This is a genomic window from Janthinobacterium tructae, from assembly GCF_006517255.1.
GTDB lineage: Bacteria > Pseudomonadota > Gammaproteobacteria > Burkholderiales > Burkholderiaceae_D > Janthinobacterium > Janthinobacterium tructae.
Window position 1 is genome coordinate 541423 of sequence record NZ_CP041185.1, and the last position, 19827, is coordinate 561249.

27 protein-coding genes, 1 tRNA gene and 1 pseudogene are annotated in these 19827 nt (G+C 59.3%); 26 read left to right on the plus strand and 3 right to left on the minus strand.

Going from position 1 to position 19827, the window contains the following annotated elements:
• The first annotated feature begins 15 nt into the window (after positions 1–15).
• From FJQ89_RS02485 to FJQ89_RS28555, 7 genes are all read left to right on the plus strand, one after another.
• Entirely contained in the window at positions 16–369 is a 354-nt protein-coding gene (locus FJQ89_RS02485; protein WP_141168894.1) for a hypothetical protein, read from the plus strand.
• Positions 366–713 (plus strand): DUF1064 domain-containing protein, encoded by a 348-nt coding sequence (locus FJQ89_RS02490; protein ID WP_243136376.1) that lies wholly within the window; start codon positions 366–368, stop codon positions 711–713. The genes FJQ89_RS02485 and FJQ89_RS02490 overlap by 4 nt, the downstream gene beginning before the upstream one ends.
• A complete protein-coding gene (locus FJQ89_RS02495) occupies positions 713–1138 on the plus strand; it encodes a hypothetical protein (RefSeq protein WP_141168895.1) in 426 nt (141 codons plus the stop codon). Before FJQ89_RS02490 ends, FJQ89_RS02495 begins: the two co-directional genes overlap by 1 nt.
• A 77-nt stretch (positions 1139–1215) precedes the next feature.
• Positions 1216–1767, plus strand: coding sequence for a hypothetical protein (locus FJQ89_RS02500; protein ID WP_141168896.1), 552 nt, complete (start codon positions 1216–1218; stop codon positions 1765–1767).
• A gap of 92 nt (positions 1768–1859) precedes the next feature.
• Positions 1860–2702 carry a c-type cytochrome gene (locus FJQ89_RS02505; protein ID WP_141168897.1) on the plus strand — a complete coding sequence of 281 codons (843 nt, stop codon included), beginning with the start codon at positions 1860–1862 and terminating at the stop codon, positions 2700–2702.
• 519 nt (positions 2703–3221) lie between these two features.
• Positions 3222–3491: an FxDxF family PEP-CTERM protein gene (locus FJQ89_RS28285; protein WP_243136551.1), complete on the plus strand. Its 270-nt coding sequence runs from the start codon at positions 3222–3224 to the stop codon at positions 3489–3491.
• A gap of 182 nt (positions 3492–3673) precedes the next feature.
• Entirely contained in the window at positions 3674–3796 is a 123-nt protein-coding gene (locus tag FJQ89_RS28555; protein WP_279239622.1) for a hypothetical protein, read from the plus strand.
• Positions 3797–3832: 36 nt separating this feature from the next.
• Here the strand turns inward: FJQ89_RS28555 and FJQ89_RS02515 are convergent, their stop codons facing one another.
• Positions 3833–4057, minus strand: coding sequence for a hypothetical protein (locus FJQ89_RS02515; protein ID WP_141168898.1), 225 nt, complete (start codon positions 4055–4057; stop codon positions 3833–3835).
• A 211-nt stretch (positions 4058–4268) separates the two neighbouring features.
• Here FJQ89_RS02515 and FJQ89_RS02520 point away from each other — a divergent pair.
• The 9 genes from FJQ89_RS02520 (at position 4269) to FJQ89_RS02555 (ending at position 11086) form a co-directional block, all read left to right on the plus strand.
• Positions 4269–4343, plus strand: a tRNA-Gly gene (locus FJQ89_RS02520).
• Between the two features lie 77 nt (positions 4344–4420).
• Complete coding sequence (locus FJQ89_RS27950) at positions 4421–4567, plus strand: hypothetical protein (protein ID WP_168208337.1); 147 nt, start codon at positions 4421–4423, stop codon at positions 4565–4567.
• Between the two features lie 393 nt (positions 4568–4960).
• Positions 4961–5209 carry a hypothetical protein gene (locus FJQ89_RS02525; RefSeq protein WP_141168899.1) on the plus strand — a complete coding sequence of 83 codons (249 nt, stop codon included), beginning with the start codon at positions 4961–4963 and terminating at the stop codon, positions 5207–5209.
• An 18-nt stretch (positions 5210–5227) separates the two neighbouring features.
• Complete coding sequence (locus FJQ89_RS02530; protein WP_141168900.1) at positions 5228–5776, plus strand: helix-turn-helix domain-containing protein; 549 nt, start codon at positions 5228–5230, stop codon at positions 5774–5776.
• The gene (locus FJQ89_RS02535) at positions 5757–7043 is read left to right on the plus strand and encodes a terminase large subunit domain-containing protein (RefSeq protein WP_141168901.1); all 1287 of its coding nucleotides are present in this window, start codon (positions 5757–5759) and stop codon (positions 7041–7043) included. Before FJQ89_RS02530 ends, FJQ89_RS02535 begins: the two co-directional genes overlap by 20 nt.
• A gap of 14 nt (positions 7044–7057) precedes the next feature.
• Positions 7058–8422, plus strand: coding sequence for a DUF4055 domain-containing protein (locus FJQ89_RS02540; RefSeq protein ID WP_141168902.1), 1365 nt, complete (start codon positions 7058–7060; stop codon positions 8420–8422).
• On the plus strand, positions 8423–9604 hold the full coding sequence (locus FJQ89_RS02545; RefSeq protein WP_141168903.1) for a structural protein: 1182 nt from the start codon (positions 8423–8425) through the stop codon (positions 9602–9604). It begins immediately after the preceding gene.
• A gap of 93 nt (positions 9605–9697) precedes the next feature.
• Positions 9698–10129: a hypothetical protein gene (locus FJQ89_RS02550; protein ID WP_141168904.1), complete on the plus strand. Its 432-nt coding sequence runs from the start codon at positions 9698–9700 to the stop codon at positions 10127–10129.
• Between the two features lie 159 nt (positions 10130–10288).
• Positions 10289–11086, plus strand: a complete 798-nt coding sequence (locus FJQ89_RS02555; protein WP_141168905.1) for a DUF6651 domain-containing protein — start codon at positions 10289–10291, stop codon at positions 11084–11086.
• Here the strand turns inward: FJQ89_RS02555 and FJQ89_RS02560 are convergent.
• Complete coding sequence (locus FJQ89_RS02560) at positions 11076–11270, minus strand: hypothetical protein (RefSeq protein ID WP_141168906.1); 195 nt, start codon at positions 11268–11270, stop codon at positions 11076–11078. The two genes, FJQ89_RS02555 and FJQ89_RS02560, sit on opposite strands and share 11 nt — an antisense overlap.
• Between FJQ89_RS02560 and FJQ89_RS02565 the strand changes: the two genes are divergently transcribed.
• The 3 genes from FJQ89_RS02565 to FJQ89_RS02575 all read left to right on the plus strand — a co-directional run bounded on the left by FJQ89_RS02565 (position 11245) and on the right by FJQ89_RS02575 (position 14879).
• A complete protein-coding gene (locus tag FJQ89_RS02565) occupies positions 11245–12609 on the plus strand; it encodes a major capsid protein (protein WP_141168907.1) in 1365 nt (454 codons plus the stop codon). The two genes, FJQ89_RS02560 and FJQ89_RS02565, sit on opposite strands and share 26 nt — an antisense overlap.
• A gap of 57 nt (positions 12610–12666) precedes the next feature.
• Positions 12667–13059 (plus strand): hypothetical protein, encoded by a 393-nt coding sequence (locus FJQ89_RS02570; RefSeq protein WP_141168908.1) that lies wholly within the window; start codon positions 12667–12669, stop codon positions 13057–13059.
• Positions 13060–13121: 62 nt separating this feature from the next.
• Positions 13122–14879, plus strand: a complete 1758-nt coding sequence (locus tag FJQ89_RS02575; protein ID WP_141168909.1) for an SGNH/GDSL hydrolase family protein — start codon at positions 13122–13124, stop codon at positions 14877–14879.
• A gap of 52 nt (positions 14880–14931) precedes the next feature.
• Here FJQ89_RS02575 and FJQ89_RS28680 read toward each other — a convergent pair.
• A pseudogene (locus FJQ89_RS28680) lies at positions 14932–15024 on the minus strand (PEP-CTERM sorting domain-containing protein); the annotation flags it as partial.
• Between the two features lie 585 nt (positions 15025–15609).
• On the opposite strand from FJQ89_RS28680, the gene FJQ89_RS02585 reads away from it, so the two are divergent.
• The 7 genes from FJQ89_RS02585 to FJQ89_RS02615 all read left to right on the plus strand — a co-directional run bounded on the left by FJQ89_RS02585 (position 15610) and on the right by FJQ89_RS02615 (position 19684).
• On the plus strand, positions 15610–16122 hold the full coding sequence (locus tag FJQ89_RS02585; protein ID WP_141168910.1) for a DnaT-like ssDNA-binding protein: 513 nt from the start codon (positions 15610–15612) through the stop codon (positions 16120–16122).
• The gene (locus tag FJQ89_RS02590) at positions 16119–16490 is read left to right on the plus strand and encodes a hypothetical protein (protein WP_141168911.1); all 372 of its coding nucleotides are present in this window, start codon (positions 16119–16121) and stop codon (positions 16488–16490) included. The genes FJQ89_RS02585 and FJQ89_RS02590 overlap by 4 nt, the downstream gene beginning before the upstream one ends.
• Before the next feature lie 3 nt (positions 16491–16493).
• A complete protein-coding gene (locus FJQ89_RS02595) occupies positions 16494–16868 on the plus strand; it encodes a hypothetical protein (protein ID WP_141168912.1) in 375 nt (124 codons plus the stop codon).
• Complete coding sequence (locus FJQ89_RS02600; RefSeq protein ID WP_141168913.1) at positions 16868–17365, plus strand: hypothetical protein; 498 nt, start codon at positions 16868–16870, stop codon at positions 17363–17365. The genes FJQ89_RS02595 and FJQ89_RS02600 overlap by 1 nt, the downstream gene beginning before the upstream one ends.
• Positions 17362–17763: a DUF4128 domain-containing protein gene (locus FJQ89_RS02605; protein WP_141168914.1), complete on the plus strand. Its 402-nt coding sequence runs from the start codon at positions 17362–17364 to the stop codon at positions 17761–17763. Before FJQ89_RS02600 ends, FJQ89_RS02605 begins: the two co-directional genes overlap by 4 nt.
• A 67-nt stretch (positions 17764–17830) precedes the next feature.
• A complete protein-coding gene (locus tag FJQ89_RS02610; protein WP_141168915.1) occupies positions 17831–19033 on the plus strand; it encodes a phage tail tube protein in 1203 nt (400 codons plus the stop codon).
• Between the two features lie 183 nt (positions 19034–19216).
• Positions 19217–19684 (plus strand): hypothetical protein, encoded by a 468-nt coding sequence (locus tag FJQ89_RS02615; protein ID WP_141168916.1) that lies wholly within the window; start codon positions 19217–19219, stop codon positions 19682–19684.
• The last annotated feature ends 143 nt before the right edge of the window (positions 19685–19827 follow it).

Here is a 19827-nt window from a genome sequence, read left to right on the forward strand (position 1 = left end):
CTTAAAAGGCTTCAAATGAAAAATCAAGAAAACGAAATCGCAACAAACAAACGCCTGGCCGAGCTGCTGGGCTGGACCAGGATTGTCGAGGTGGGCGGCGCCCTGGTCGGCACGCCGCCGGCCGGCGCTGCCGCAAGTCGCGGCCAGGCGCTGGTGCCGGACTGGCTGGGCGACTGGGCGGCGGCCGGGCCGTTGATCGGACAGTTCTCGATGAGCGTCGGCTTCACAGGGCTTGACGCGGTGGCGACCGCACGCGATTACGAAAAGGGCGCGGCATTTGAGGCGATCGCGGACCACGCTACAGCCGATGCGGCTGCGCGGGTCGCCATCGTGCGAGCAATTATCCGTGCGCTGGAGGCGGGCCAATGATGGCCCGTGGCTTGCAGGCGCTGGGTCGCCTCAAGGTCGGCGCCATGAACAAGACCGAAGCCGCGTATGCGCAGACGCTGGAACTGCGCAAGGCCGCTGGCGAGGTGGTCTGGTACAAGTTCGAAGGCCTGAAATTCCGCCTGGCCGACAACACTTTCTACACGCCGGATTTCGCCGTTCTCTTGGCTGGCGGCGCCTTGGAGGCGCACGAAGTAAAAGGCCACTGGCAAGACGATGCACGCGCGAAGATCAAGATCGCGGCCGACATGTACCCGCTGCGCTTTGTCGCCGTGCAAGCGCTGCCGAAGAAGGCGGGCGGCGGGTGGAAAGTTGAGGAATTTTGATGGGCGCGAACAAGAAGCCGCGTAAGCGGTATATCCCGAAGCCAGCCGTGCTGCCACCAGGCGCCCGCCCGGCCATGGCATTCGAAATGCCCGGCTTCCAGGCCAGCGAGGCGATGGGCAAGGAGCATTTTCAAGAGCAGCACGTCTATGACCTGCTTAGCAACGCCGACATGACGCGCCGTATTGCGCCAGCTGGGCATGCCATCCTGCCGGTGGCTCAGGCCATGGTCGAGGCGATTGCCGAGATCCAGGCGCGCGCCCAGCGCACGGGCACCTTCGGCGTCAACGGCGACGAGATGCGCGTGCTGCGCGAGGGCGTTGGAAAGACGATGGTCTTCCTGCGCTGCGCCTCGAATGTCGAGATTGCGCGCGCTGGCCTGGCCGCAGTGCGCGAATTCAACCGGACCGGCGTGCTGCGCGTATGAGTGGCGCAAGAGATTGGCAGGGCTAGCACAGGTCAAAAAAGGGTGTTAACGTTGACGTACGGAATGAAAGGGAATTCATGGGCTTCGCAGAAAAGTATATCGCATCGATCAACTCGTCCAACCTGAAAGACGATGAGCGGCATCACCTCACGGAGGCGCTTGCGGCTGCGGCACTGGCTGATCGGTCTGGCTCTGGCCTGGGCGCTTTGCTGTCGCGTGTGAAGTACGCGGACGGTGCAGCGCGCCAGCTCTTCGAAAGTGGCTCGTCGAATTTGGCTCAGCTGCTGCGCATCTGGACTGCGGCTGTAGCAGAGAAAGGTCGCTCGCGTGGCTGGGTGAAGGCGAATACTGCATGGGACCAACAAGCCGCCCAGGCTCTGTATCGCCGCGTCGCGCACGCGTCGCTTGCGCATTGGCTCGATGGTAAATGCGTTGCTTGCCATGGAACGGGCGTGACGAGCAATCGGCAGTTCTGCGTGCCTTGCAAGGGGGGCGGCAAGGGGGAAGTGGAATGTGCTGGCGGGTTTGAGCGCGAGCGGATTGTTGACATGGTCAGCGAACTGGAAGGGCTAGCGCAAGCTCACAATGCACGTGCGGCACGCCGATTAAGTAGCGCTTTAAAATATTAGGTGTTGTGCGTTAAATTTGATGGGTATAATGGCAATAGAAGTGGTTTTTTTATAATCCGGTATGAGGCTCAACTCCTAAGATTGGAAGTGACATGCTACCCACCACCCGCTTTATCATACTTGTTCTTCTTTCTGGCATGATCGGTCTTTTGCCAGCGCCCGCCACAGCAAGTGCTAAGTTGGCTTTTGATAAAAATTGTATGGCTTGCCACAAAGCAGTTGGGAGAATGATTGGGCCGGGCTTTGACCAAATTGCTCAAAAATACGCTGGACAGCCTGATATTGAAACATTTCTCGCCACCAAGATAATTGAAGGGGGCAAGGGTTCTTTCGGCCAGGTGCCAATGCCTCGGAGCCCCGGAGTTTCTCTATCAGAAGCCACTCAACTGGCACACTGGATTTTAACGGGCGAGGAGGGCACGCGTGGTGCCGCTTCACCGAGCGCACCAAGGGCGGTGCCGTCGCCAAATGAAGGGAGTAACGTTGCAGCGCTTTTACAAGAGGCTATTGTCGCGAGAAATGAGCTTAGGCATCCTAATGCTCGACAGCAAGCCCCATCATCTACTGCAAGTCAGCAGTTATCCACCACGCGGTCAGCATCCCCCTCTGGACCTGCAGACGCTGGCAGCGTCGTAATGGCATGTTTGCAGCATAGAGAGGCGCCTCGGAAGCAATCGCCTGATTATTATTATAATGTTGGTGAAATATTTACCAATGGATGTAACGAGCCAATACGTGCTAGGTGGTGCAATGCGAAGACTCGTGACACTTGTGACGATGCCGGTCATTATGGATATGACCTCCAGCCAGGTGCCTCAAAGACTTTCTATCGAAACTCCGAGAAGACGGTTGGGTTCATATTCTGGGCATGTAAACTGAGTGAAGGTGGGAGAAAAATCCGGATGGACTTTGAGGGAAGATGCCTGTTTGAGTAGTATCAACTGGTGATGTTTGTATGCTTTTCAAAATTCGTGTATTATTAATTACCACTCCCTGCACTCGTAATGATCGCGTAAGCGGCACCGATAGCAGGGATTCGCTTAGCATCCATAAGTTGATGGATCTGCTCGCGGTAAATTTGCATAGCTAACGATGCAGATTGTTATTGAAGAAAAATTAAGCCACCCTAGAGGTGGTTTTTTTTACACCTAAAGTTTTAATAATGCTAAGATTCTTAGCATTATTAAAACTTCTAGGGGTCTTCCATGTTTAAACGAATTGCTGGCGTCGTCGTCGCCGCTTCTTTGCTCTGCGGTGCTTCGGCGCAAGCGGCTGATTAGCGATTGGATTTCACGGCAACGAGCTTCGTCCCATTTTATGACGCAGCTGGTCCGGCGCCGTTCAATTTTGCCACGGGTTACGCCATCTTCTCGGCGGATTCACTTGGCTCGAATTGGACCGCAGTAAAAGATTTCGACCTTACGATAGGTAACGCGCACTACACTCGGTCCGATGTGGGTGTCGACCTCCGGGCTAGGGGCGCTTTCGTCGGTGGACTTCTGAATGACTTTCGCACAATAAACAATGGGACTAACGATTTTTGGATTGACTTAAATAATACGCAGTCGACCGGGCTTATATACGCGAGTGTGAGTAAATCCGGATACTGGGAAAGTTACGACATTAAGCAGACCGTGTCTGCCGTCCCTGAGCCGGAGACGTACGGCATGTTCCTCGCAGGCTTGGGTCTGCTAGGCGTTGTAGCGCGCCGCCGCAAGGCATAAACACCATTGCGGCCCTGGCCGCGCAATAAATCGAAGCCCGCCCCGAAAGGATCGCGGGCTTTTTTGTTTTCTGGCCACGTAGCGAGGCAATGATGGCTGTAGCCGAGTTGTTCAGCCGCCTTCGTTGGCGCCGTACGCCGCCGGAATTCAGCCGCCTTCGTTGGCGCCGTACGCCGCCGGAAATGACTGCCATCGTCACCGACATGGCGCCAGTCGAGCCACCCACGCAACAAGAAATTACCGACCAACTCGACATCGACGTGGTGCGCCAGTTTCAGCGCTTGCTGGACGTGGATGTCGATTGATCGATTTGGAATCTGACTCGGCCCTTCATGCAGGGATTAATTTACCAATTTGTAGCGGTAACCCTTGCCTTGCATGCATAAATCACGAAGCTCTTTCTGCTCGGAAGCTGGCGTCTTGTTGAGCTTGATTTGATATTGACACTCTGAAAGTGCGTCTGTTTTTTGGTCAAAAGTGGAGCCTTTTTTTACATAGTCATAGCTCGGAGATGCGCAGGCGCTAAGTATTAATGTCCCGAAAAAAACTGTGAATAGCTTAATCATGGTTATATCGATTTAAAGGATGATGTAGATGTGGATGTATGTTTATGCACGTGCATTGAGTGCACCGCATAAAATGTTACCACTTGACAAGAAAATATCGTAGCAAATTATGAATATTTCTTATTAATTTTTTAATTTCGGCGAGTAATATCAAATTCAGCTCAAATTCAAGGCAAGTCACTTGGCAGCTAACTTCGCCATTCATGGCAGTGCGGGTGTAGCTCAAGTGGTAGAGCGCGGGCCTTCCAAGCCGGCGACGCGGGTTCGAGGCCCGTCACCCGCTCCAGTTCTCCTCGCCTGGCATGCCGGGTTTCGCCGCCAGCCGCATCACTGCGCTGGCGGCTTTTCTATTTGAGGTGCAGCATGTTCGATATCGACTTTCGCCGGATGATCATCACCATCGCACTGCTGGGTGCGGTAATCGGTGGCGCCACTATCGCACTCGTGCTGCTGGCCTGGCCCTCGTTGTGGGCGCTGGCCAAGCCGACGCTACATTCCTGGACTACCTGACACTTGCGACTGCCAGCGCGCTCCAGTGGCAGGGCTTTGAAAAACGGGCGCAGTCACCGACGCATCATGGCCAAGAGGCTCCACCGCAATTCATCGCGGCCCTGCTTGGCACGGGCGGTGACACAGATTATCCGCGATAGGGGGAGTTGCGGGTGGGTGCCGGCTAACGCCTTGAGCTTGAAGGTATCCTTCTGCCGCGTCTAAGCCTTCCTCTATGACCAGTTGCACGGCGGTCTCGATAATTGCATTGAGCGCGCTGTCTGGATGGCAACTCCGGCCAGGCGTAAGCAGGTAGGTTGTCGGCATCACATCAGATCCTTGTTCGAAATCAAATGATGTCAAAGCCACCTGATTGGGTCTTGATTTGCGTCAACAAATTGGCGAATAAGTGAAATGAAAAAAATTCAACATCCGTCGAACAACGGCGTGCTCGGCGCGCCTGCAGGCTGGGATCAAGCCGAGTTGCCATGCAACGCGCTACCGATAACGCGCACGCAAGTGGGCGATCTGCCTGCCGTGGTGTCGTACTGGCACCCAGATGCCGTGGAGCTGGCAGCACTGAATGCCGGTGGTGCCGTCCGGCTGTGGGTGGTGGGTGCAACGATGACTCCCGTGATGCTCGACGTGGAGCCATCCCCGTAGCAAAGAAATGGAATACACATGGGGCGCAAATCAGCACTGACCGAAAAGCAGTGGGCAGCGGTAGGCCAGCGACTCCTCAAAGGGGAGGCGGCCCGGGCGCTTGCTCGGGAATTCGGCGTATCCGAAGCCGCGATCAGAAAACGCTTTGGTGCGCAGACGAAACAGATAAAAGATGTTGCAAATCAATTGGTTGCGGCAGAGTCGGCATTTAGTGCGCTACCGATAGGTGCGCAGATAAGTGCGCGCACTTTGGCCGATGAGTTGAAAGAAATCTCGATGCACCTGGCTGGAGCCGCACGATATGGCGCTGCCACCGCGCACCGGCTGTCCGGCATCGCGCACAACAAGGCTGGCGAGATCGATGACGCCGAGCCGCTGGACGACAAGAGCCGCTTGGCTTTGGGTGATATCGCCGTGCTGACCAGGATGGCCAACGGCGCCGCCGAGATCGGCATGAACCTGCTCAAAGCCAGCAAGGACGTGAAGCCGGACGACGACTCGCCCACACCTGTCGCCATCACCTTCGGCGTGAAAGACGCCAAGCGCCATGACGACAATCCAGTTTGACCTGAACGTCCCGCAGTCGAGCTTCCTGCAACTGCCGCACAAGTTCAAGGCCTACGTGGCCGGGTTTGGCTCCGGCAAGACGTTTGTGGGCTGCGCGGGCATCTGCGCCCACTTCTGGCAGTGGCCGGGCATCAACCAGGGGTACTTCGCGCCGACCTATCCGCAGATTCGCGACATCTTCTATCCCACGATGGAGGAGGTTGCCTATGCGATGGGCCTGCGCATCAAGGTGAAGCAGGGCGATCACGAGGTCGAGGTGTACGAGGGGCGGCGCTATCGCGGCACGGTCATTTGCCGCTCGATGGAAAAGCCGGAAACCATCGTCGGCTTTAAGATCGGCCACGCGCTGATCGATGAGCTGGACGTGATGCCGCTGAAGAAGGCGCAGATGGCCTGGCGCAAGATCATCGCCCGTATGCGCTACAAGGTGCCTGGGCTGATGAACGGCATCGACGTGACGACGACGCCCGAGGGCTTCAAGTTCGTCTATCAGCAGTTCGTCAAGGCTATTCGGGACAAGCCTGAGCTGGCCAGCCTGTACGGCCTGATCCAGGCCAGCACCTTCGACAACGAGCTGAACCTGCCCGACGACTATATCCCGTCGCTGATGGCCAGCTACCCGCCAGCGTTGATTGATGCCTACCTGCGCGGCAAGTTCACCAACCTGACCAGCGGCAGCGTGTATGCCGACTTTGACCGCGCGCTGAACCACACGAACGAGATCATCCTGCCCGGTGAGCCGCTGATGGTAGGCCTGGACTTCAACGTGCAGAACATGACTGCCTGCATCAATGTGGTCCGGGAAGGGCTGCCGCGCACCCTGTCCGAGCGCGTGCAGGTGCGTGATACGCCGGCCATGGCCAAGATCCTGAAAGAAGACTTCAAGGACAAGGGCCACCAGGTGAAGATTTTCCCGGATGCGTCCGGCCAGAACACCAGCAGCAAGAACGCGAGCGAGTCCGACCTGTCCATTTTGCGGCAGGCGGGCTTCTTGCTCGAAGTGAACCACTCAAACCCTGCGGTCAAGGACCGGGTCAACGCCTATAACGGGATGATCCTGAATGCCCAGGGCGAGCGCCGCTGGAAGATCAACACCGACCAATGCCCGACGACGACCGAGGCGCTGGAGCAGCAGGTGTGGGGCGCCGACGGCCAGCCAGACAAGAAATCTGGCCATGACCACCCGAACGATGCGAATGGCTACTTTCTCGTGAAGCGCTACCCGATTGTGAAGAGCACGACGACCACCGCGCCGCTGCGCATGTAACAACAAGGATTCCCATGACCGATGTACGCACACAATCAGCCGAAGCGGCCAAGCTGAACGAGGATTGCGCGCTGATCGCCGCGCTGCTGGGCGGCACGAAGACCATGCGGGCCGCTGGCAAGAAGTATTTGCCGCAGTGGCCAGGCGAGGACAGCGAAAGCTACGATCTGCGCCTGGCCGTCGCTACGTTGTTCCCGGCCTACGCCCGCACCATCGACGTGCTGTCGGCCAAGCCGTTCAGCAAGCCGGTGACGCTGGGCGAGGACGTGCCGGAACGGCTCAAGCTTTGGCTGCAAAATGTCGACCTCTCCGGCCGCGACCTGCACAGCTTCCTATCGGAGATCACGCAGGAGGCGATGGGCTACGGCTTCGCTGGCATCCTTGTCGACTTTCCCAAGGCGGGCAACCTGGTCACGAAGGCCGACGAGCAGGCCGCCGGCGTGCGTCCGTACTTCGTTCAGGTGCATGTGCAAAACGTCCTAGGCTGGCTGCCGAAGAATGCGACCAGCCTTGATGGGCTGACCCAGTTGCGGCTACTGGAAAGCGTGTCCGAGCCGAATGGCGACTTTGACACCAAGGAAATCGAGCAGGTGCGCGTCCTGGGGCGTGGCACTTGGCAGACCTGGCGCCAGAGCGAGACCGGCAGCAAGAAGGAGTGGGCGTTGTACGAAGAGGGCATCACCAGCCTGAAAATCATCCCATTCGTGCCCGTCTACGGCAAGCGCCTGGGCTACATGCAGGCCACACCGCCGCTGCTGGAACTGGCGCACAGCAACGTGGAGCACTGGCAGAGCAAGAGCGACCAACAGAACATCTTGCACGTTGCGCGCGTGCCAATCCTGTTCGCCAAGATGCTGGGCGAGGGCGGCATCACGGTCGGCGCCGGCAGTGCAGTTAAGTCGGAATCGCCTGATGGCGACCTGAAATTCGTGGAGCATGGCGGTAAGGCCATTGAAGCCGGTCGTCTGTCGATCCTCGACCTGGAAGACCGCATGCGCCAGGCTGGCGCCGAGCTGCTGGTGATCAAGCCAGGCAATGTGACCGAATCGCAAACCTTGGCTGACAACGAGCAGGGTGCGTGCGCGCTGCAGAAGATCGCGGGCAACGTCGAGGACGCCGCGGACCTGGCGCTGCAGTTCATGGCGCAATGGGTGGGTGAGGCCGAAGGCGGCCATATCACCATTTTTAAAGACTTCGGTGCCGCGTCGCTGGCCGAGGCCAGTGCCGAGCTGCTGTTCAAAAGCGTGGCCAACAACCGGATTTCCGACGAAACCTACTTCAATGAACTGCAACGCCGCGGCATCGTGTCGCCAGACCTGAAGTGGGAGGATGAGCAGGAGCGCATCCAATCGGCTCCACCTGACCTGGCGGAAGCATAAATGGGCGCGCTCGAAGAGTGGATTGCCGAGATGTTTCTCGTGCATTCGCTGAACCTGCTGCGATTTTCATCCGGCGCGCAAGAGAAGATCCTGCTGCTGATGGCCGCCATGTCGAAGGAATTGACGGCCAAGCTGAACGAAGGCGAGATATCGACCTACGGCAAGCAGCGCCTGGGGGCACTGCTGCGCGAGTCGAATGCGGTGATTTCGTCCCACTACACCGGAATGCAGGCGGAAATGACCCGCAACTTGACCGGCATGGTGCGCATCGAGGCCGATTACACGGCCAAGGTGTTGACGCAGGGCCTCAAGATCGAACTGGGCGCGAAGCTTCCGCCGGCCACCTACCTCGAAAAACTGGTCGGCGACACGCTGATCAAGGGCGCGCCGTCGGCCGACTGGTGGAAGCGCCAGGCACTTGATACGCAATTCCGCTTCGCCAGCCAGGTTCGGCTCGGCGCAGCGCAGGGCGAAACGACGTCGCAGATCGTGTCGCGTGTGCTGGGCAAGAGCGCCAAGGCGGCCGATCTGGCGCCCAGCACGCCTGCCACGCCACCGATGCCGGCCGGGACACCAGGCGCGTCAGCCGCCCCGGTAGCCAAGGGGCCTGCGCCTGCGCCGGATCCTGTTGCTCCGGGCGAGCAGGGCATTTTGAAAACGTCAGCCGCAAACGCGCGCGCGCTGGTGCACACCTCGGTGCAGGCCGTGGCCAATGCCGCGCGCCTGGCGTCGTTCCAGCAGAACGCCGACCTGATCGAGTGCCTGGTGTGGCTGTCGACGCTGGATTCGCATACCTGCCTGCTGTGCGCCATGCGCGATTTGCACGAGTACTCGCTGCACGACCAGGAACCGATCAACCACACGCGCGAATGGGCGGGCGGGCCCGGCGCCATCCATTTCAGCTGCCGATGTGTGCTCAGTACGCGCACCAAGTCTTTCAAAGACCTGGGCATCGAGCTGGACGAGCCGGGCGAGAGCACGCGCCCCAGCGACGGCGGCCCGGTCAGTAGCAAATTGAATTTCAAGGACTTCTTGGCCAGCAAGGACAAGGAGTGGCGGGCTGAGTACCTGGGCCCAGGTCGCGCTGAGATGTACGAGGCGGGCAAGATTACGCTGAATGACCTGATGAATCTGAAGGGGCGTAAGTTGACGCTGGAGCAGTTGCACTCCAAGTATAAGTGAAATTCTCTGTGAATATGTGCAAGATAAATGGTCAATATCCCAACATCGCGAGTATTGATAGTAAGATATGTTTTTTGAGATGGAATAATACCTATGCTCCGTATCGTAATTGCAGCTGTATTCGCCGCCTTTGTCTCCGGTTGCGCAACATCACCAGTTTCACCTTCGCAGGCTAAGCCTGTACCAAGGGAAAGGCTCTTCGCTTTCCAAGAAAAGTTGCCAAAATCTACGGCAACTATTTCTGTTACGCGTGATTCTGGGCTTCTAGGCAGCGGATGCTTCCTTGCGTTCAGTTTGGACGGTGTGCGCGCAGGGCGTTTCGATCCTAGTGAAACCGCTCGGTTCTATGTCGAGCCTGGGGAGCACCTGCTTTCAGTACGCCCTGATGCGGAAGGGAGTGGCCTCTGCCATTTCGCAACAATTCAAAATAACGCCCGGGAGACTATCATGCGGGAAAATGAGAATAAGAATTTCAGGATTATGATGGATCCAAACGGTACTGCCGATATTCAACGCGCCGAGTAGAACCAAACTCCATTCCTCATCGCTCGCTTCGGCGGGCTTTTTTTACGACCATTTCAGGCCGCCCGGGCAACCAGGCGGCTTTTTTATTGCCGCAAGCGGACGCGACGCGGTGCACGGCCGGAAGGCCATCGATAGGGCGGATGCCCGGAAAGAACGACCATGCCATTTAAATATGACGCAAACGGCAATATCGCCATGGATGCCGATAAGAAGCCGATCTTCATCAATGCTGATGGTGTCGAAGCGCCGTTCGACGCTGATGCTACCGTCGCCACCATTGGCCGCCTGAATGGCGAAGCCAAGGCGCACCGCATCGCCAAGGAAACCGCCGAAGCGGCATTGAAGCCATTTAAGGATGCCGGTATCGAAGATGCGGCAGCCGCAGCCCAGGCGATCACGTTGGCCAAAAACATCAAGGACGGCGACCTGGTCACCGCAGGCAAGGTTCAGGAAATCAAAGACGCCGCCACGCGCACCGCGCAAGAGCAAGTCGCAAATGCCACGCGGGCCGCAGAAGAAAAGCAGCGCGCACTGACCGAGCAGAACGAAAAGCTCACGCAGAACCTGAACAACCACATCATCGGCGGCAGTTTCGCCAGTTCCAAGTTTATTTCCGAAAAGCTGGCCATTCCTGCGGACATCGCGCAGAAGGTCTTCGGCGACCGCTTCAAGGTCGACAACGGCAAGCTGGTCCCGATGGGGCCGGATGGCAACCCGATTTTTTCCGCCACCCGCCACGGCGAACATGCCGATTTCGAAGAAGCACTCCAGGTCATGGTCGGCCAATACGCCAACAAGGACATGATCCTGAAAGGTAGTGGCGCCTCCGGTGGCGGCGCGACGGGGGGCGGTGCAGGCGGTGGCGCAGGCAAGACCATGACGCGCGCCGCTTTTGATGCAGCGACGCCGGCCGCCAAGGCGGAATTTGCCAAAGGCGGCGGCGCCGTTACCGATTAATTACTTCCGGCATTCCGCAAATGCCGGCGATACGCGCGTCCTTTCCATTTCTGTAGTACCGCAACGCATAGCCAACGCCTGGATGGGGGTTGGTGCTTTGGGCTGGATGGCCTGTCTGTTTTAAAAATTCCAAATCACCAACTTTTGAAGGCTCTACCATGAAGAAAACCTTGATGTCGGCCATGGCCCTGTGCGCCATGGCCCTGTTCTCGACCGCGTCGACCGCAACCGCGATGGCCCACAAGGCTGTCGAAATGTTGACGGCTGTGCCGGCAAAAGCCGATTTCGCCAGTCGCGTGCTGGTCGAATTGGCATATCGCTATATCACCAACTACGCTGCACGCACCGGCGTGATCCTCGGCGCCAACTCGCTGAACGGCCTGGTCACCACCATCTACAGTGCATCGGACCAGGTTGCACGCGAGCTGGTCGGCTTCATCCCGGCAGTTTCCGCAGATATGAACTTTACCCGAGCGGCGGTCGGGCAGGAGGTTACGTCGCCAGTCGCACCTGCCGCGACTGCTACCGATATCGCCCCCGCGGTGACGCCGCCGAATGACGGCGACCAGAACATCGGCAAAAAGGGCGTGGTCATCACCAAGGCGCGCCGCGTGCCGATCCGCTGGAATGGCGAAGAGCAACTTGCCCTGGATAACAACGGCGCGAGCTATAACGTGATCCTGCGTGATCAGATTTCGCAGGCCATGCGTACGCTGGTGAACGAAGTCGAGAGCGATCTGGCCGCGCTGTATGTCAAAGCGTCCCGCGCGTGCGGCACTGCCAACGTCGCTCCGTTCGCTACTGCCGGCGACCTGACCGACACCGCTGGCGCGCTGCGCATCCTGGAAGAGAATGGCGCTCAAGGCCTCGACTTCCAGTTGGTGCTGGGCTCGGCCGCCATGGTCAACCTGCGTGGCAAACAATCGGGCCTGTTTAAGGTGAACGAGGCCGGTCGTGAAGATATGCTGCGCAACGGTATGACTGACCGCCTGCAGGGCTTTGCACTGCGCAACAGCTCGGGCATCAAACTGCATGCCAAAGGCACCGCTGCCGCTGCAACCACCAATGCCGCAGGCTATGCAGTTGGCGCCACTGTCATCACCCTGGCGGCAGCTGGTACCGGCACTTCACTGGCTGGCGACACCATCACCTTCGCTGGCGATACCAATCAGTACGTCGTGTCGAGCGGCGATGGCGATGTCTCGAACGGCGGCACGATCACCCTCGCAGCACCAGGCCTGCTGAAAGCCATTCCGGCTGCCGCCACCGCCATCACCGTCGCTGCGTCGGGCTTCCGCAACATGTTTTTCGCGCGTTCGGCCATCCAACTTGCTACGCGTGCGCCGGCGTTGCCGAAGCAGGGCGACTCGGCCGTCGACCGCATGCTGGTCACCGACCCGCTGACCGGCCTGACCTTCGAGATCAGCATGTACGCCCAGTACCGCCAGATGCAGTACGAAGTGGCGCTGGCATGGGGCTGCGGCTCGGTCAAGGATGAATTCATCGGCATCCTGCACGGCTAACCATCAACCCGGCCCGGCCTGCACTGAGGTGCTGCCGGGCCTCACCTGGACTTCCCCATGGATACCATCAAAATCGTATCGACGGACCCGCACACGCAGGGCCCGTTCGTCGTCATCAACAAATCCGACTTCAACCCCGACGTGCACGAGCTGTACGGCGACGACCAAGACCTGGGCACGCCCACCGAGCGCGTGCCGACTATGGCCGAACTGCTGGCCGCGCGCGATCAGCTTATGGAGCGCGAGCGCTCACTGGACGCCGAGAAGGAGCGCATTGCCGCGCAGGAGCAGCGCCTGGCCGATCAAGCTCAGGCCAACGAAGTCGAAGCGCAGCGCCTGCGCGACGAAGCCGCGAGCCTCCAGGCTGCCAAGGACGCTGCTGCCGCACAGTCGCAAGTTGCACCAGCCACGGCTGCGGCCGAAAAGCCAGCGAAGGCCGCCAAGGCGTAATTTCTGGCCATCACCGCCCCGCGCGCCGGGGCATTCCATAAACCGCATTCCCGAAAGTCACTATGCCAACCATCACCGCCGGCGGTACGCCGCAAACCATCACCCTGCCTGAGGGCCAGGTCCTGAATATCAGTGGCTCGGTCGGTGTGGTTGGTGTCGTCTATCGTCTTGATCCGGCCCTGGGCGGCACGAACTCGCTGGAATCCTGGACTGTTGGAGCCGGCGCATTGGCAGCGATCGGCCCCTATGCTGGGGAGCAGCGTTTCCTGGCGACCTGCTCGACGGGGAGTATGGATCTGGCCATGAAAAGTGCTTTGTCCCAGATAAAGCCGCAATCTGCAAAGACACTGCCAGTAATCGTTTGGTTAGGTGATTCAACAACTGCGTACTCTAACGCGCAAAGTGGAAATGCGTCGTCGCTCGTCTACAACGGTAATGGCACTGCAACCATTACGTTCAGTGGCGATCAAGGCATCCGGGTCGGCGACCTGATGACCGTTCAGGGGGCCGCTGATGCCGCTTACAATACATCGCGCCCGACGGCATGTGTCGCGCAGGTAGGCAATGCATATACTTACGCGATCAACAACCCGACCATGCCGGTGACGACGCCAGATACCGGGACCTCGATTCTCTTGTGTTACCCACTCAAGGCGAGCGCTGCCGGCCCTATTGGCCTGACGCACAACATGACGGGACGCAAGCTTCGCCACATCAATGCAGGCCGGAACGGCGATACGATCCCGCAGATGCTCGCCCGTTTCGGGACTGACGTTGCCAGCTGGAACCCTGATCGCGTTGTCTTCTGCGGCGGCATCAACGACGCTTATGCTGCCAGCTACTCCTTGGCACAAATGAAAGCAAACGTCACAACTCTGCTGCAGTATTGCCAGCAAATCGGTGCAAAGCTGGACATCGTGACACCATTTCCACAAATTAACACGCGGGGAAGTTGGAGTAGCGCAAAGAACTTGGTGTTCCTGCAGTGGTGCCGGTGGCTGCCCCAGTTCGCCACGGCAAACAGCCTCATATGCGAGAGCTGGGGCGCGGCTGCAGCTGGAACTGTCCAGGTGCAGGACCCTGTCAGTGCTACGGGAAACCCGACGGCGACGATGTATAACTCGGACCTAGTTCACCCAAAAAATTCCGCAACCTATTGCCTTGCCAAGCGCATGGCGGCGGCCTACAACACCATTTACCCCACGGGCGGCAGCACCAGCGGCCGGATGGTGACCGATGGTGGCTTGCTCTCGAACCCTACGATGCTAGGTTCCGGCGGCACGCCCAGCGCTGGCACGGGCACCATCGCTGCCGGCCCCATCGCGAATGGGCTGGGACTGGCGATTACCGCAGGCTCTCCGACCATAACGCCGTACCAAACGGCGCGCACTGTTGCAGCTGATGGCGATCTCGGGGGGAACTGGCAGGGGTTTAGCATGGCCGCCGCAGCATCCGGGGATCAATTCACCGTCACGTTTCCGCCGATGCACACATTAGTGAGCAACGGCGACGTGGTGGACTTTAAAGTCCAAGCGCGCCTGGCGGTTGGCGGCAACCTTGTGAAAGAGTTTTACTTTTTCTGTAATAGTCAAACGGCTATATCGGGCAACAACCTGGTGACGGACATGCAGTTGGCGACAGGGCAGATGGCGCCATATCCTGAAAACTTTTCGGTATTGATGGGGGCCGACATTCCAGTCCGGGGTCCGCTTTCCGTGCATGGCGCCCCTCAAGTCTTCCAGCCCACGATCCGTATCACCGCGAATGTGACCGGGACGATGGCGCTGGAAATCGCCTGTGCATCCGCTGATAAATTGTGAACATGACTATTACAACCGAAACCAGCCAATGTCTGGCTGGTGCTCGCTTTGATTAAACCGATTTGGCGTTGCGACGCGCAGCAAAACCGATCAGGCCCAGGCCTGCCAGCAGCATGCCATATGTCTCTGGCTCGGGAACAGCGCTCACGCTGAGGGACCAGCGAGCTGCTATACCCGCCGGATCGCGATCGCGGTGGAAGCTGTTTATAAGTCGAAGGTCAGTGGAATCTGCGATTGTCGAAAATCGATTCAGCGGCGAGATTGAGAAATAACGGCTGACATTGTACGCATCGGAGTCGGCGAGAATAAAATTATTTAAACTTGCATCAAATGATGCGACCGCGTTATGTCCCCAGACAATGATGCCAGGCTCCGCTAAATTGTTATACGAATAGGCCTCTAAAGGGGAGCCTCTTGTCATGTTGATGCCATTAACGTACACCGAGATGTGGTTCAGTCCCGAGACTAGATTGCCATTGGGTGAACCATTAAACGTGCCTGTTACGGCTGTGCCATCTAACATGCTGTAAGTGAAACTGTAAGCTTCTGCATGTGCTGCGGCGCTGGCCATCAGGGCCGCGGTAATTGCAGCGGAAGCGATGATTTTTTTCATGATGCTCCTAATGTGATGTGGTTTTTTAAAAAACAAACTTATAACATAAATAACTGCAATATTTGCAATGAATTTGCCAAATAGCCCGTCGCGTACGGGCTTTTTCATAGGATAACCATGCTCATCATTGAAACCGGCACCGGCGCACCAGACGCCGAATCCTATGCCAGCATCGCCGCAGCAGACGCGCGTTGCGCCAGCCTGGGCCTGACAGCTTGGGCGGCGCTGGCGGAAGCTGATAAGGAAATCGCGCTGCGCAAGGGCATGATCTTCATGGCCACCTACCGCACGCGCTGGGCAGGCCGCCGGGTGTATCAGCACCAGGCGCTGGACTGGCCGCGCTACAACGTCGAGGTCGACGGCTTCATCGTGCCCAGCAAGATCGTGCCGGCAGACGTGGTCAATGCCTGCATCGACTTGGCCGTGCGAGCAGGGCGTGGCGAGGATCTGCTGCCCGACCTCGACACCGGCTCGAATGCTATTAAGCGCGACAAGGTGGGGCCAATCGATACCGAGTACTTCCAGAACACCACGGACGCGCGCGAGCGCTTCGTGGCCGTGGATGCGCTTCTGGTACCGTACTTCGGCTCGGCCGGCGGCGGTAATTCGATCAAGGTGACACGAGCATGAGCGCATATCCGGCAGTGAAGATCGACGGCTGTTTCGTCGCCGATAACACCTACAGTTCGGATGGAAAGGTATGGACCGTCACAAACCTGATCGCGCGCGCCAAGGATCTGGAGCCGTTCGATTTGCCGCTGGCGGCGATCTACTCCGGTACCGAGGTCTGGACGCCGGTCGGCTCGGCCTATGGCATCGCGCACCACGTGCGCCGCGCGTTGGACGTCAACACCGAGTATCCGATCATTCTGTGCCAGCAGGGTTTCATCATGGACGGCTGGCATCGCGTGCTGCGCGCCCTGATCGACGGCAAGACCACGATCAAGGCCGTGCGCTTCGTGGAGACGCCGCCGTATGACTACTTGAAAACGCCATAGGCTATGACCGATTACAGCAAAACCGCCGTGCGCGCCGATCAGTCCCTGCGCCGCAAGGGCGGCATCGTGGTGCTGCGCCAGGTAGTGACAGGCAATTACGATCCGGACCTGGGTACAGCGCCCAGCACCACCACGGACTACGAAGGCACGGGCGTGAAGATCGCCTACGAGGCCGAGAACATCGACGGCACGCTGATCCAGGCGGGCGACCAGAAGCTGCTGCTGTCGCCGCTGCAGCGGAATGGCCAGGCCATGCCGGCACCGACGGCGGCCGACCTGGTGCTGTTCGGCGGCGCCATCTACACGGTGAAGGCCATCGAAACTACGGCACCGGTCGATGTGGCCGTGCTGCACACGCTGCAACTGCGGGGGCTTTGATGGCGAACATGTCGTTTTCGATGCAGATTGCCGAGTTCATCGCCAAGACGAAGGCCAACCAGGATCTGGTGGTACGCTCCATCACGAAGAAGATTGACGACAAAATTGTAGGGAGATCACCGGTTGGTGACGCTAAATACTGGAAGAGCAAACCACCACCTGGCTACGCGGGCGGCCGCTTCCGCGCGAATTGGCAGCTTTCGATCGGATCGCCGACGGCCGGCGTGCTCGACCTGATCGACAAGGACGGCAGCGCCACAATCGCCGCCCACGGCAGCACGATCAGTGCTGCAAAGGCGGGCGACGTGATCTATCTCGTGAACAACTTGCCGTATGCGAAGCGCATCGAGGAGGGCTGGTCGCGCCAGGCGCCCGTCGGCGTGGTGATGCTGACGGTCGTGGAATTTCGCACCATTGTGGACAATGCTGTGAACGGCGTGCGCGACGGCACCACCGCAAGCGATTTCGCCCAAGGCTATTCGAGCTATAAATTATGAGCCAACCAACAATACGAGCGGCGCTGGAGGCGGCCTTGGACAGCCTCGCGCCAGCCATCGACACCGCTTGGCAGAACGTGCCGTACACACCAGTCACCGGCCGGCCTTATCAAGCCGCCTACCTGCTGCCGGCGGAGCCGAACAACCATTCCTTGGGCGACGGCTCGCGCCAGGAGCGCGGCATCTTCCAGGTCAGCTTGCTGTATCCACCGGGGCAGGGCACCGCCGCCGCCGGCGCGCGCGCTGAAATGATCACGGAGCTGTTCCGCCGAGGTGCAAGCTTCACGAAGGGCGATGTGACCGTGCAGATTGAGCGCACACCTGAAATCGCCGGCGGCCGCGAGGACGGGGACCGCTGGATGGTTCCGGTCAAGATTCGCTGGTTCTGCAACCTGTAACCCGCATCACCCCACACAGATCGCCTCGGCGGTCTTTTTTTTCGACCAAAGAAAGGCAATCCACACCATGACCACTGCAAACGGCATCGACAGCCTGCTCGTTATCGGCAAGCAAACAGCGGAAGGCACGAAGGCGCTGGCCGCCGCCGGCCGCCTCTATCCGCGCGTGACCGCGACGTTCGATACGGACGCCGACAAGTACTCGAGCAATGAGATCGACCCAAGCCAGCAGCAGAGCGATACGCGCCTGGGCAACTTCCGCACCTCCGGCGCCATCAAAGGCGAAGCCAGCTGCGGCACCTACGCCGCGCTGCTGGCCGCGCTGCTGCGCCGCGACTTCACGGCGGGCGGCGTCACTGCAGCGCAAAACACCATCGCATCGGGCGCAACGGGCCTGACGCGCAGCGCCGGTTCCTGGCTGGCCGACGGCCACCGCGCCGGTACCGTGGTGCGCATCGCTGGCTTCCTGACCACCGGCGCCGCCAACAACGGCAAGAACTTCTTCGTCACCTCGGCCACCGCGCTGAAGCTGACGGGCCAGTTCATGGACGGCAGCGCCATGACGGTGAAGGTCGAGGGCGACCCGGTGACCGTGACCGCGACCGGCAAGCGCAGCTTCACGCCGCTGACCGGGCACACCACGGACTGGTTCACCGCGGAAGTTCAGGATCCGGGCATCGCCGTGAATCGCTGCTTCATCGACCAGCTGGTCAGCAAAGTCGACATCTCCGTGCAGCCGAATGGCATCACGAGCATGGATTTCAGCTTGATGGGCAAACTGGAAGGCGCGACCATGCAGGCTGCCTACTTCAACGCGCCCGCCGCCACGCCCGGCACCGGCAAGTTCTCTGGCGCCACCGCGATGCTGTCGGTCGCCGGCATCCCCTCGCAAATTTGCACCGGCATGTCGCTGTCGCTGGACGGCCAAGTCAAGATCGATCCCGTGATCGGCTCCAAGTTCGCCACGGCCGCCTCGCGCGGCAAGGTATTGGGCAGCGGCCAGTTCACGGTGCTGATGCAGGACTCGACATACATCGACTACTTCAAGCAGGAAGTCGAACTGCCGCTGGCCTACGCCATGGCAGCCAGCACGGCGCCGCTGGCCGAAGTCATGGCGATCGCCATGGGCCGCATCAAGATCACCTCGGCCAAGGTCGATGATGGCGAGAAAAACAAGATCGTCACCTGCGCGTTCGACATCCTGCGCTATCAGGGCGCCGATGCGCAGCACGAGGCCACGACCGTGGCATTCCAGGACACGAGCCTGTAATTGTCAGGCCGTCAGTTTGGGAACGGCCTGACGGTACGCTATTTTTGCTTCATTTTCGCCCGGCCACGCGCCGGGCGTTCCTTTTGGCGCAAGCGCCACCCCAGCACCGACCGGTCGCTGTCGCCTTCGTGGGCGCAGCGGCCGGCACGGGCACTTATCAAAACCCACGAAAAGGCAATACACATGAATACCACCAACGCATCGCTGAATATCGCTCAAACCCTGGCCGTCGCCGGCTTCGACATCGCTAACCTGTCCGCGCCGGCCGCGCGCGTGACCTTCGACGTGCCTGTGATCTTCGACGCCGACGGCGAGCCCGTGGCCGGCATCAAGATCGTCGGTAAAAATTCCGACGAGTTCCGCAAGGAAAGCCACGCCGTGCGCGCCGAAGGCTACAAGAAGTCGGCCAAGCGCAAGACGGCCATCGACGCTTCCACCGACGAAGGCGCGGATCAGCTGGTACACGTCATCGATGAAAATCAGAAGCGCCTGGCGCTGGCCGTGGCTGTCGACTGGTACGGCTTCACCAGCAACGGCGCGGCGGTGCCGTTCGACAAGGCGCTGATCGCCACAGCCTTCGACAAATACCCGACCTGGCAGGACCGCGTCACGACCGCCCTGGAAAACGACGCCAATTTTTTGAAGGTCTAACCCAGGCCCTGCTGCTGTACGCCGATCACCTGTTTGATCGCGCTGCAGCGGCAGGCGACGGCAACGCCAAGGGCGATCACCTGGACACTGCCCGGCGGAACCCGCTTTATCGGGCGCCCGAGGCTTCGGCGGTACCACAGCTG

Coding starts and splice junctions, on each gene's coding strand:
- FJQ89_RS02600 (WP_141168913.1), top strand. CDS start 16,868: ATGGCGAACATGTCGTTTTCGATGCAGATTGCCGAGTTCATCGCCAAG.
- FJQ89_RS02530 (WP_141168900.1), top strand. CDS start 5,228: ATGGGGCGCAAATCAGCACTGACCGAAAAGCAGTGGGCAGCGGTAGGC.
- FJQ89_RS02590 (WP_141168911.1), top strand. CDS start 16,119: ATGAGCGCATATCCGGCAGTGAAGATCGACGGCTGTTTCGTCGCCGAT.
- FJQ89_RS02490 (WP_243136376.1), top strand. CDS start 366: ATGATGGCCCGTGGCTTGCAGGCGCTGGGTCGCCTCAAGGTCGGCGCC.
- FJQ89_RS02485 (WP_141168894.1), top strand. CDS start 16: ATGAAAAATCAAGAAAACGAAATCGCAACAAACAAACGCCTGGCCGAG.
- FJQ89_RS02540 (WP_141168902.1), top strand. CDS start 7,058: ATGACCGATGTACGCACACAATCAGCCGAAGCGGCCAAGCTGAACGAG.
- FJQ89_RS02605 (WP_141168914.1), top strand. CDS start 17,362: ATGAGCCAACCAACAATACGAGCGGCGCTGGAGGCGGCCTTGGACAGC.
- FJQ89_RS02515 (WP_141168898.1), bottom strand. CDS start 4,057: ATGATTAAGCTATTCACAGTTTTTTTCGGGACATTAATACTTAGCGCC.
- FJQ89_RS02615 (WP_141168916.1), top strand. CDS start 19,217: ATGAATACCACCAACGCATCGCTGAATATCGCTCAAACCCTGGCCGTC.
- FJQ89_RS02575 (WP_141168909.1), top strand. CDS start 13,122: ATGCCAACCATCACCGCCGGCGGTACGCCGCAAACCATCACCCTGCCT.
- FJQ89_RS02505 (WP_141168897.1), top strand. CDS start 1,860: ATGCTACCCACCACCCGCTTTATCATACTTGTTCTTCTTTCTGGCATG.
- FJQ89_RS02495 (WP_141168895.1), top strand. CDS start 713: ATGGGCGCGAACAAGAAGCCGCGTAAGCGGTATATCCCGAAGCCAGCC.
- FJQ89_RS02535 (WP_141168901.1), top strand. CDS start 5,757: ATGACGACAATCCAGTTTGACCTGAACGTCCCGCAGTCGAGCTTCCTG.
- FJQ89_RS02545 (WP_141168903.1), top strand. CDS start 8,423: ATGGGCGCGCTCGAAGAGTGGATTGCCGAGATGTTTCTCGTGCATTCG.
- FJQ89_RS28555 (WP_279239622.1), top strand. CDS start 3,674: ATGACTGCCATCGTCACCGACATGGCGCCAGTCGAGCCACCCACGCAA.
- FJQ89_RS02560 (WP_141168906.1), bottom strand. CDS start 11,270: ATGGCCGACATCAAGGTTTTCTTCATGGTAGAGCCTTCAAAAGTTGGT.
- FJQ89_RS02550 (WP_141168904.1), top strand. CDS start 9,698: ATGCTCCGTATCGTAATTGCAGCTGTATTCGCCGCCTTTGTCTCCGGT.
- FJQ89_RS02585 (WP_141168910.1), top strand. CDS start 15,610: ATGCTCATCATTGAAACCGGCACCGGCGCACCAGACGCCGAATCCTAT.
- FJQ89_RS02565 (WP_141168907.1), top strand. CDS start 11,245: ATGAAGAAAACCTTGATGTCGGCCATGGCCCTGTGCGCCATGGCCCTG.
- FJQ89_RS27950 (WP_168208337.1), top strand. CDS start 4,421: ATGTTCGATATCGACTTTCGCCGGATGATCATCACCATCGCACTGCTG.
- FJQ89_RS02610 (WP_141168915.1), top strand. CDS start 17,831: ATGACCACTGCAAACGGCATCGACAGCCTGCTCGTTATCGGCAAGCAA.
- FJQ89_RS02525 (WP_141168899.1), top strand. CDS start 4,961: ATGAAAAAAATTCAACATCCGTCGAACAACGGCGTGCTCGGCGCGCCT.
- FJQ89_RS02500 (WP_141168896.1), top strand. CDS start 1,216: ATGGGCTTCGCAGAAAAGTATATCGCATCGATCAACTCGTCCAACCTG.
- FJQ89_RS02555 (WP_141168905.1), top strand. CDS start 10,289: ATGCCATTTAAATATGACGCAAACGGCAATATCGCCATGGATGCCGAT.
- FJQ89_RS02570 (WP_141168908.1), top strand. CDS start 12,667: ATGGATACCATCAAAATCGTATCGACGGACCCGCACACGCAGGGCCCG.
- FJQ89_RS02595 (WP_141168912.1), top strand. CDS start 16,494: ATGACCGATTACAGCAAAACCGCCGTGCGCGCCGATCAGTCCCTGCGC.